This window comes from Sorangium sp. So ce448 (genome assembly GCF_051520915.1).
Lineage (GTDB): Bacteria > Myxococcota_A > Polyangia > Polyangiales > Polyangiaceae > Sorangium > Sorangium cellulosum_B.
The window spans coordinates 11,343,596-11,354,172 of the sequence record NZ_CP150343.1 but is presented as its reverse complement, the minus strand read 5'-3'; the positions used below and the strand labels follow the sequence as shown (position 1 = coordinate 11,354,172).

The window sequence follows — 10,577 nt, the reverse complement described above, 5'->3', positions numbered from 1 at the left end:
CTCGCTCCCGGCTCTGCTGTCCAGGATGATCCATCCTCTGCGCTGTCGAAGCGTGGATCGGACTGCAGAGCGCGGCGGTGAAGACTGGCTGTTTCGACGCGCGTGAGACCGACGCCTGCTCGCTCGCTGCGAAGGAGCTGCTCAATCGTGGTTGCCCCTGACGGACCGCGGCGGGACGCGCTTGGGATCCAGGTGTGTACGCCGCTCTCGGTGTGGTACGAGGGCTTGCCCGGGGCCCGGGCGCACGAGGAGCATGAAATGACCAACGCCGCCGTGAGCGAGCCGGCCGTCGAGGCGCCGCCGAAGCTTTCCTTTGCTCAGACCCTGAAAAGCCTGCCGCGCTCCTTCTGGATGGGCTGCACCATGGAAATGTGGGAACGGCTGGCTTACTACGGCGTGCGTGTCGTCATGCCCATTTACATCGCCCAGGCTGACGAACCCGGAGGGCTCCACTTCAGCCAGCAGGACAAGGGCACCATTTACATGGTCTGGGCCCTCATCCAGTCGCTGCTCCCGATGGTCAGCGGCGGTTACGCCGACCGGTACGGCTACAAGCGCACGATCTTCATCACGGTGTGGCTGAAGATCATCGGTTATCTGCTGATGGCGACGCAGCGGAGCTTCACCGGCTTTCTGCTCGGCGTGGTCATCCTCGCGACGGGCACGGCCCTCTTCAAGCCCGGTATCCAGGGCACCCTGGCCCAGTCGATGGACAAGTCGAACTCATCGGTCGGCTGGGGCCTCTTCTACTGGCTCGTGAACGTGGGCGCGGCGATCGGCCCGCCGCTCGCCGGCTACCTCCACGGCAAGAGCTGGCCGTGGGTCTTCTATGGCTGCGCCGCCATCATCTCCCTGAACTTCCTGATGCTGTTCACGTACAAGGAGGTCGACTCCGGCGCAGACAAGACCTCCGGGGCGTGGAAGGTCTTCAAGGACACGATCCAGAACATCTGGGACGCGCGGCTCATCACCGTGATCCTGCTGCTCTCGGGGTTCTGGCTGATGATGTACCAGCTCTGGGACCTGATGCCGAACTTCTACACGGACTGGATCAGCAGCACCTCCTTCGTGCAGAACAACCCCTGGCTCCCGGCGTCGTGGCTCGAGCTCAAGGATCCGCGCGGGGTCCAGCTCAAGCAGGAGAACGTGATCAACCTGAACTCGGTGAGCATCGTCCTGCTCCTCGTGCCCTTCTCGTACCTGGTGGCGAGGATGAAGGTGCTCTCGGCGATGACGCTGGGCATCCTCGTCGCCATCTTCGGCATCCTCGTCGCGGGGACCACGACGTCGCTCTATGTCCTCTTCGTGGGCATCCTGCTCTTCTCCATCGGCGAGATGCTGACCGGCCCGAAGAAGAGCGAGTATTTCGCGCTCATCGCGCCGAAGGGAAAGAAGGCGCTTTATCTCGGTTACGTCAACATCCCGGCGGCGATCGGCCCCGCGATCGGCGCGCAGATGGCGGGGATCCTCTATGGGACCCGGGGCGAGAAGGCCACGCTGGCCCTGCGCTACCTCGCCGAGAAGACCGATGTCGCCAAGGGGAAGGCCTGGGACGGCGATGCGGCGTCGCTCTCGGAGCTCCTCGGGGTGTCGCGCCAGCAGGCCTTCAGGACGCTGCAGGAGACGCTGCACATCGACGCCGCGGAGGCCACGCGCCTGCTCTGGGACACCTACCGGCCTTACGAGATCTGGTATTCGTTCGCGGCGATCGGGGTCGCTTCGCTCGTGGGGATGCTGATCTTCTCCCGGCGCTCGAGGCGGTGGAAGGACCTCGACGTGTAGGGCGCGTGGCCGCGCCGGTGCGGGCGAGGCGGGGGCCTGGCGCCGGCCGGCGCGGCCGGTCGCCGCACGAGCGGCACCCCCAGGCAGGGCAGCTTGCGGTTACGTCAACGCTTCGGCCGCCGTCGTGGCGGTGACGGCGCGCTCGAGCCACCGTTCCAGGACCTCGAGCTCGGCGCAGCCCTCGATGCGTGCGTCCTCCTCAGGACGCAGCGCGAGCTGCCGCTGCGCGAGCACCCTGCGCAGCGCGGTTCGGGCCTCCGAGAGGCGACCCCGCTCGATGCCCCGCTCGATGCCCTTCTCGACCAGCTTCTGCTGTACGTCCGGGTTTGCCCCGAGCAGAGCCTGAAGGATCTCTCGCTCCCGCGCCTTGACCTCGGGGTCCTCACCCTTGCCAACCCACCACAACAGCTCTTCGCGCACGGTCGCCGACATCGCGGTGAATCTTACCATGCCGAGCACCCACGCGAGCGGCATTCGCGAGGCGACCCACCGGGCAAACTCGTCGAGCGCCCGTCCGGAGCGGGCAACCAGGAAGGGCACGAGCTCGTCGCGCAGCGGAAGGTCGTTGGCTGCGATCCACAGGAAGGGGAAGCTCGACGGCTCCACACGGTAGCAAGCCGGCCCGATCGCGACGAGCGCGCGTTGCGCCCGCAGCCAGTCGGGCACGTGCGGCGCGACGAGCCAGAGCGGCTCCTGGCCCGACCACGCATGAGTGCTCTCTTCCGCCCGTTGCACCTGCCTTGCCTGCCGCCGGAGCAGCGCGCGCTCCACGGCCGGGAAATCGAGATGATCTCCTGGCATTTTCAGCTCGACCAGGACCTCCTCGTGGCTCCCGGCCTCTGGCCACGGGGCGGGCAGCGCTGCAATACGGTCGGGGTGGCGTACGAGCAGGAGCCCATCGCTCTGCACCTTCACCAGGCCGATCTCGGGCGGATCCTGCCATGTGACAGCACCGCCCGTGATCCGCTCCGTCTCTGCGGCAAAGGTGCGTTTGGCGAACTGGTCCGGCTGCCCCACGCGCGGCTCAGTAACAGAGCGTGTCCACGGGAACCAGCGCGTTTTGCCGTGTTCTTCGCCGCTTCGTCTCTTACGCGCGGTGGTGCATGCGCATCACGAGATCGCATTGTGAACGATTTTTTATTTTTCGGATCAGCCACTCCGCTGCTGGACTCGCAGCGCTCCGGCCTACTCGCACGCCTCGCCGAGGACGTACCCGTGCTTGCAGATGCAGCGGCACTCGACCTCGAACTCGGGCTCGTTGCACGCCGGCCGGACCTGCCGCACCTGCTTCGCCGTCCGGCCCTCCCTGTCCTTCACCTGCACCTCGATCTCGTAGTCGTGATCGAAGATGTCGCTGCCCGACCAGTTGTTCGGGCAGACTCCCACGTTCGCGAAGGTCGAGATGTCGGCGTCGACGCTCGCTCCCCAGCCGTCGCCGGTCGGCCTGAGGTTGACCGTCCTCGACTCGGACATCACACGCCCGGACGCGGGATCGCGGAGCGAGCCGGACAGCTGGACGCCGCAGGCGCTCAGGTTCGTCGCGCGGACGCCCAGGAAGAGCACCCGCCCGCCCTGCGGCGGCATGATGATGTCGATCCCGTCGCCGTCGCTCACCGGGTGTGCCGCGTCGCTCGAGTCGAGCGCGATGACCTCCATGCGGATGTCGGCGCCCTCCTCGCCCAGGTACCCGAGCTTGCAGGCGTGCTCGACCGGCGGGGGATCCCCGCCGTCGTCGGCGCACGCCGGCGCGGCGAGCAGCAGCGCGGCGAGCCCGCGGCTCGCCGCAGCGGGCCAGGCCATCAGCGGTCCCGCCCCTCCGGCGCCGGAGGATCACCCCCGTCGTCTTCCGGCTCCTCCCGCGGGATGGGCGCGCGCGGGCGCCTCGTGGCGCCCAAGGAGCTGGAGCTGATCGGCGCCATGGTGATCGGCGCCATGGTGATCGGCGCCATCGCCCGCGAGTCGGGCGCCGGCCGCTGGGACAGCGCGTCGCCGCGCCACCTGCCGTCGACGTCCGCCTCGGCGCGCCCCGGCGCCTCGCTGGGCGCCGAGCTCCATTCATGAAGACCCGCCTGCGGGAAGGGCGTGCGCTCGGCCAGGTACGCCGCGAGCAGCCGATCGCGCTCGAGCTCTTCCGTGCTCGGCGGCGGGGGAGGATCGAGCGTCGGCAGCTCGTCGGTCCACGTCAGGTCCGCTTCGTCCAGGCTCGAGCCGGAGCCGGCGCTGGAGAACGCGCGCGGCGCGTTCCGCTCCGTCGGGACAGGCTCCGGGGCGTAGCTTAGGGCACCGCCCGGCGCATGGCTGGAGGCACGGGCCGGCGGCGGGCTGGGGGGACGGGGCGGCGCGTGGCTGGAGGCCCGGGCCGGCGTGGGGCTGGGGATGCGGGGCGGCGCGTGGCCAGGGGCGCGGTCCGACGCGTGGCTGAAGGCCCGGGCGGGCGTGGGGCCAGGGGCGCGGGGCGACGCGTGGCCAGGGGCACGGTCCGACGCGTGGCTGGAAGGATGCGGCGACGGATAGCGAGGGGCAGGGGCGCGGTCCGACGCGTGGCTGGAAGGATGCGGCGACGGATAGCGAGGGGCAGGGGCACGGTCCGACGCGTGGCTGGAAGGATGCGGCGACGGATAGCGAGGGGCAGGGGCGCGGTCCGACGCGTGGCTGGAAGGATGCGGCGACGGATAGCGAGGGGCAGGGGCGCGGTCCGACGCGTGGGTGGAAGGATGCGGCGACGGATAGCCCGGGGCACGGTCCGACGCGTGGGTGGAAGGATGCGCCGGCGGATAGCCCGGGGCGCGGTCCGACGCGTGGCTGGGAGGACGCGGCGGGGTGTACGTGGGCGCGTGATCGAGCGCGCTGGCGGGCGGCGGCTCGGACGCGAAGGAAGGGCTCCGCGAGGTGGGCGGCGGCCCCGGCGGCGGCGGATCGATGGTCGGGAGCTCGTCGTCCCAGTCCCAATCCTCCGGATCAACGCGGGAATCCGACCGGCGCGACGACGCGCCGAGCCGGAGATCCCCCGACCTCCGCGACGCCGGGAACGCTGCCGGAGGGCCGATCGTCGGCAGCTGGCCCACGCCCGGGTCCCGCGCCGTCGCGTCGTCCCGGCGCTCGATCTGCCGCGACGGGCGCGTCGGCTCGGGCGCCGGCACGGAGTACCTCGTCGACGCGACCTGCCCGAAGGGCCGCGAATCCCGCGGCAACCGCGGCGGAGGAGGGACGGCCATCGCCGCGCGCGCCGCCGCCGTCGAGGGGGGCGGCTGCGTCGAGATGAGGTTCTCGTCGCGGCCCCGCTCGGCCGGCGCCGGGCGCTCGGCCGGCGCCGGCTGCCGGGGTTGCATGCTGGTCGGCGACGACCCGGCCTGCGCGGAGCCCGCGAGCGGCCTGCCGAGCCACGCGGCCTCCTTGCGCGCCTGCGCGGCGCGCGCGCCTTCCTCCGAGCGGACAGCGCGCGGCGCGAGCGTGTCGCCCGGCTCCGTCGGCGGGACCTCGTCGCCGAAGAGCACCGGCGCGGCGGCCGTCACGCGCGACTCCACCCCCGCGGCGCCCCTCCCGGAACGGAAGCCGAACGCGGCGCGGATCGCCCGCTCGTGGTGAGGCTCGACCTCGACGGGCCGGACGATGAAACACGGCTCCGCGCCCGGCGCCCGGTGCGAGAGGTCGACGTCGAACGGCGCGCCGAGGAGGTGGCCCTGCTCGTCGAACAGGACGCGCACCGGCGGCTGCGCGAAGTGCGCGGGCGACAGCGGCGTCGAGAGGACGACCCCGAGCTCGCCGGTGCTCAGCTGCACGAACGTCCCGGTCGGGATGATGCCGAGCGCGCCGACGAGCAGCTTGCCGATCGCCCGGTCGGTCGCGCTCTCGGCGCCCGAGATCATGCGCTGGAGCACGGCGTCGAGCGACGAGGCGCCGCCCGACGCCGTCTCGATCGTCGGGAACGGCGCCGTCCGGAGCTCCGTGAACTGGCGGGCGGCCGCCAGGATCCGCGCGAGCACCGTGGGGCTGCGCCGGCCGCCGTAGAGCGGGCCCTGCCGGCCGCCTTGCCGGAGCGCGAGCGCCTCGTAGGCGATCACCGTGCGCGTGATCGAGGGCGCGTGCAGCTTGCCGAGCGCCGTCAACATGACGGCCGCGCTCGCGGGCAGCCGCTCCTTCTCGTCGTCGCTCAGGCCGCGCTCGAGGAGAGAGCGCGCGACGGGCTCCTCGCCGTCGGCCGAGCCGGCGAGCACCCCCGTGAGCCGCAGCCGGCTCACGTCGTAGAGCAGCGCCGCGGTGACGAGGCTCCCGAGCATCCTCCTGTCGGTCGTGAGCTGCCGGGCGATGCCCAGCGCGACGATCGCCGTGGACACGCTGAGGCCCCCCTCGTCCGGGTCGGCGATCTTGCCCGCGGCGACCGAGAGCAGGAGGCGCGCGTCCTCCTCGGCCGCGGCGACGAGCTTCTGCGCGACGCGCTTCACCCGCTGCGGCAGGATCGCCGGGGACGAGCGCAGGGCTGCGTAGAACGACCGCATCACGAGGATCGCCGCCGCGTAGGTGCGGCTGATCCGGCCGATGCGGGTGCCGTCGCCGTCGATGGCCCCGCCGGGGAACGGGTTCGTGAGCTTGCGGACGCGGACGCCCCGCAGGCTCGACTGGAGGAGCCGCGCGGCGATGCTGCGGTCGCGCTGGGCGTCGGCGAGGAGGCGGGCGAAGGCGGCGAGCTCGGCGCGACGGACCGCCTTGTCGAGCACGAGCTCGGAGACGTCGCAGGCCTCGAAGAAGCTGCCGAGCTCCAGGGCGACCTCGTACGTCTCGCGCGAGGCGCGGAGCATCTGGCCGTTGATGAAGAGGGTGTTGCCCGCGAACACGATCGTCGCGGCCTCGCTCCCCGACAGCTCGCAGAACTGGACGATGCTGTCGATCGCGGACGGGACGAGCGACAGCACCGCCTGGTTCGAGTCGCTGTGCAGGAGGCACGCCTTCGCGAGCCGGTAGATCATCTGCACGAGGCCGAGCGCCGCGCGGCGCCGCCCGTCGGCCTTCACGCCCGAGATCGCCGTGTCGCCGGTGCTCTCGTGGAGGTTGGCTTTCTCCTCGCTCACGGCTTCCTCCCGCCGCGGGGCGACGGAGACGGCGCCGGCTTCGTCGAGGGCACCGCGCTGCCGGGCGCAGGCTCGATGGCCGTGCGGGAGGGCGCGCCGAACGGCAACGAGGCGGGGCCCTGCCGCACGCTGTACGGCGCGGCGCTGGCGCTCGAGGGCGGGGCGGGGGACCTCGGCGGCGCGGCCGGGCGCGGCATCGACGGCGGCATCGGCGGCGGCGCGGCCGTCGGGGAGGTCGACGACGTGGAGGAAGGCGGCGGCGGCCCACGCCGGCTGAACGGCACGGAGGTGGGAGGCGCCGAGGCGGCGTTTGTCGAGGCGGGCACCGGCGACACGAGCGGCGGCCGGTAGGCGGATCGGCCGGCGTCGCCGTTCGGGGACATGGATCCGGGGCGCGGGGTGCTCCACGGCTCGAGCTGGTCCGGCAGGCTGAGCGGCCCGCCCGGGCTCACGCGCCGGACCGAGACGGGCGAGTACGAGCGCTTTGCGCGGGAGGGCGGCGCGCCCGCGTCCGGGTACGCCTGCGCCAGCGGGCGATCGCTCGGGCGGGTCGGCGCGACGAGGCGCGCGGCGATCGCGACCGCGGCGCGCGCGGCGGCGTCGCGCACCGGCGGGGTGTTCCACCAGCGCGGCTTGGTCGCCTCCTTGACCGCGCGGAGCGCCTCGTAGCTCCGCGCCTGGCAGAGGAAGTGCGCGGCCAGCTCGCGGGTCTGCTCGATCGCCTCGGACGGGATGAGCTGGCGCTTCTCGAGCAGCTCGATCGCGAGCTTCTCGGCCCGCGCGGGGTTCAGCTGCGCGACGGTCTCGAGCCACTGCCGCCGCTCTGCCCCCGAGAGGTCGTGGAACGACGGCGCGACGATCCGCCGCACGAGCGTCGGACCCGCGGCGAGCACGCCGAGCTTGCCGATGAGGCGCAGGGCCTCGCAGCGCACCGGCGGCGCGGGGTCGTCGAGGAGCTTCTGGAGCTCCTCCCGGACGCGCTCGGCGGCGGAGCTCGCGGAGCCGCCCTCGCCCGCGGCGGCGTCGGGGAGCTCGGCGAGCGCGTTGATGCGCACCTCGACGTGCGGGCTCGCGAAGCCGGCCTCCAGCGCGGCGAGGGCGCCGGGCGTCTTGAGCTGCGCGAGCAGCTGGAGGAGCGTCAGGGCGAGGGGGGCCGGGGCGCGAGAGAGCAGGTCCCCGAGCTCGGCCTCCCGGCCCGGCGCCCACCGCCGCATGTAGGCGAACAGGACCTCGCGCAGGCGCTCGGACTGCACAGCGCCGTGGCACTGGCATGCGGCGCTGAAGAGCGAGCCGTCCTCGAGCACGTCGAGCGCGTGGGCCAGCCCCTCGACGATCGCCGGGTCGAGCGGCGCCACGCTCCGGCTCGCGCCGGCCTGCGCCGCGCTCCGGCTCGCGCCGGCCTGCAACGTGTTCCGGCTCGTGCCGGCCTGCAACGTGTTCCGGCTCGTGCCGGCCTGCGCCGTGCTCCGGCCTGCGTCGACCTGTGTCGCGCTCCGGCTCGCGCCGGCCTGCGCCGCGCTCCGGACCACGCCGGCCTGCGCCGCCACGCCGGCGGCCGCCGCGCCGCCGAGGGCAGCGCCTGCGGCCGCCACGCCGTGGCCCGCCGCGCCGGTGGCCGGCGCTCCCGTGGCCGCCGCGCCGGTGGCCGGCTCCTCCGGGGGAGCCGTCGCGAGATCGTTGAGGATCGCCCGGAGCGCCTCGACCGGGAACATCGCGTGCGCGAGCGTCCGGTCGACGGCGCGCGGCGAGAGCTGCGGCAGCGCGGCGCTTGATCTACCTGCCGCACCTGCCGCGCCCGCCGCGCCGCGCTGCATGCCGTCGAGCCGCGTGAAGAACGCGCGCCGGAGCATCGTCTGCACCTCGAACGCGAGCTCGTAGCTGTGCAGGACGATCTGGTCGGCGGTCCACGCGGTGAGCGCCCCCGTCATGCGGTCCTCGTCGCCGTGCCGGACGGCGTCCACGTAGCCATCGACGAACGCGTCCATGTACCGCTCGTTCCACTGCTCCGACGGCAGCGCGATCTGGGCGCCGAGGGTGCTCCGGGTCAGCGGGTCGATGGCGAGCGCCGAGGCGGCCGCGCCCGTCTCCGCGAGCGCGGCCTCGACGTTCCGCTGCAGCGCCCTGCCTGCGAGCGAGCTCTCGTCCCACAGGCTCTCGATCTGCGCGAGGGCGCGCGCCCCCACCGCGACCTCCTGGCACTGCTCCTCGAAATCCTCCAGGTCCGCGTCGCCCCCGGCGAACTGGTCGATCGCCATGTACGCGATGTGCTCGAAGCGCCGGTCCCAGAGCGCGGTCACGGCGTCGTCGTCCTCGCTCATGCCGAAGCTCTGGTCGCGGAGCAGGATGGCGGCGAAATCGCGGAGCTCGGCCTCGGTGATGCCGGCCTTGATCTGGATCTTCCGGACGCCGTCGGCGAAGAGCTGGTAGGGGATGCGATCGAACGGGGGCCTGTCGGGCTGCCAGATCGGCTGGCCGCCCGAGGTGAACGCGCTCGGGGTGACCTCCCAGCGGACGCCGAGGGGGTTCTGCGAGAGCGTCCGCGTGATCTCGTCGAACGCGAAGTGGATGCCCTTGTTCACGTGGGGGTGGTTCCACCCGTACTGGCGGATGTTGCTGAGCACGAGCGCGAGCTGCCTCCAGACGCCGACGAGCCGCTGGCAGGTCTGCTCGACGATCGACGGCGGCTCCTGGTCCTCGTCGATGGTGTCGTTGCCGCGGACGAGCACGCGCGGCGCCTTCTTCTCGCGCGAGGGCGTCAGCTGGCCGGCGGCGTGCGCGGCCGTCAGCCGGCGGAGCTCGCCGCGCATCGCGGCGGCGCTCTGGAAGCGGCCCCCGCGCTCGAAGGCGAGCGCCTTGTCGACGAACGCCACGATCTCGACCGGCAGGTCGGGGACCTCGGTCGCGATCGACGGCGCGGTCTGCGTCGCGGCGAGGAAATACGACTCGGACTCGCTCCGGCCGCGGTTGAGCCGCTTGCCCGACAGGAGGGTGAACAGGCTCGCGCCGACCGACCAGAGGTCGGACCGGCCGTCGATGCCGGACACGCCCATCGCCTGCTCGGGCGACATGAAGGCCGGCGTGCCGAACGTGAGCCCCGCGCGCGTGGCCTGCCGCTCGGGGTCGCGCATCCGGGCGATGCCGAAGTCGAGGACCTTCACGTGGCCGGCGCTCGTGACGAAGATGTTCGCCGGCTTGATGTCGCGGTGGACGATGCCGATCGAGTGGCACTTCTCGAGCAGATCGAGCACGACGTCGAAGACGGGCAGCACCTGGGCGATGGGGAGGGTGCCGCCGGCGCTGCTCGCGAGCCGCTGGAGCGTGGTGCCGGAGAGCAGCTCCATGACGAGGAACGGCTCGCCGCGGTCGCTGAGGTCGTCCTCGACCACGGCGACGCGCGCCGGGTGATCGACCCGGTTCGCGATCTTGCCCTCGCGCAGGAAGCGGTCCCGCAGCTCGGCGTTGCGCGCGAACTCGATGTGGAGGACCTTGACCGCCGCCCGCGTCCCCCTGCGGTGGGTCGCCGCGAACACCGCGCCCATGCCGCCGACGCCGAGCAGATCGTCGAGACGCCACTTGGCGTTCAGGGCTGTCCCGATCCGCGCAGCGGCGGTGTCCACGAGGTTCGGCTCCTCGGCGTGCGGGTCGAGCGGGGCCATAGACCGGGCAGCGATCAGGGTCCGCGCAGTGCGCGGCAGAGGGCGAGCAAGCCTGGCCGAGCATACATGGTTC

5 protein-coding genes are annotated in these 10,577 nt (G+C 72.7%); 1 reads left to right on the top strand and 4 read right to left on the bottom strand.

Annotated features, from left to right (window positions below):
* The first annotated feature begins 258 nt into the window (after positions 1-258).
* Positions 259-1,782, top strand: a complete 1,524-nt coding sequence (locus WMF45_RS42900; RefSeq protein ID WP_437712280.1) for an MFS transporter — start codon at positions 259-261, stop codon at positions 1,780-1,782.
* Positions 1,783-1,881: 99 nt separating this feature from the next.
* Here the strand turns inward: WMF45_RS42900 and WMF45_RS42895 are convergent, their stop codons facing one another.
* From WMF45_RS42895 to WMF45_RS42880, 4 genes are all read right to left on the bottom strand, one after another.
* Positions 1,882-2,799: a hypothetical protein gene (locus WMF45_RS42895; RefSeq protein ID WP_437712278.1), complete on the bottom strand. Its 918-nt coding sequence runs from the start codon at positions 2,797-2,799 to the stop codon at positions 1,882-1,884.
* A 168-nt stretch (positions 2,800-2,967) separates the two neighbouring features.
* Entirely contained in the window at positions 2,968-3,582 is a 615-nt protein-coding gene (locus tag WMF45_RS42890) for a hypothetical protein (RefSeq protein WP_437546227.1), read from the bottom strand.
* Positions 3,582-6,848, bottom strand: coding sequence for a hypothetical protein (locus tag WMF45_RS42885; protein ID WP_437712276.1), 3,267 nt, complete (start codon positions 6,846-6,848; stop codon positions 3,582-3,584). Before WMF45_RS42885 ends, WMF45_RS42890 begins: the two co-directional genes overlap by 1 nt.
* Positions 6,845-10,504: a protein kinase domain-containing protein gene (locus WMF45_RS42880; protein WP_437712274.1), complete on the bottom strand. Its 3,660-nt coding sequence runs from the start codon at positions 10,502-10,504 to the stop codon at positions 6,845-6,847. Before WMF45_RS42880 ends, WMF45_RS42885 begins: the two co-directional genes overlap by 4 nt.
* Positions 10,505-10,577 lie beyond the last annotated feature (73 nt).

What these genes read in the sequence shown, in the direction of transcription:
- WMF45_RS42900 (WP_437712280.1), top strand. Translation starts at nt 259, where the DNA reads ATGACCAACGCCGCCGTGAGCGAGCCGGCCGTCGAGGCGCCGCCGAAG.
- WMF45_RS42890 (WP_437546227.1), bottom strand. Translation starts at nt 3,582, where the DNA reads ATGGCCTGGCCCGCTGCGGCGAGCCGCGGGCTCGCCGCGCTGCTGCTC.
- WMF45_RS42880 (WP_437712274.1), bottom strand. Translation starts at nt 10,504, where the DNA reads ATGGCCCCGCTCGACCCGCACGCCGAGGAGCCGAACCTCGTGGACACC.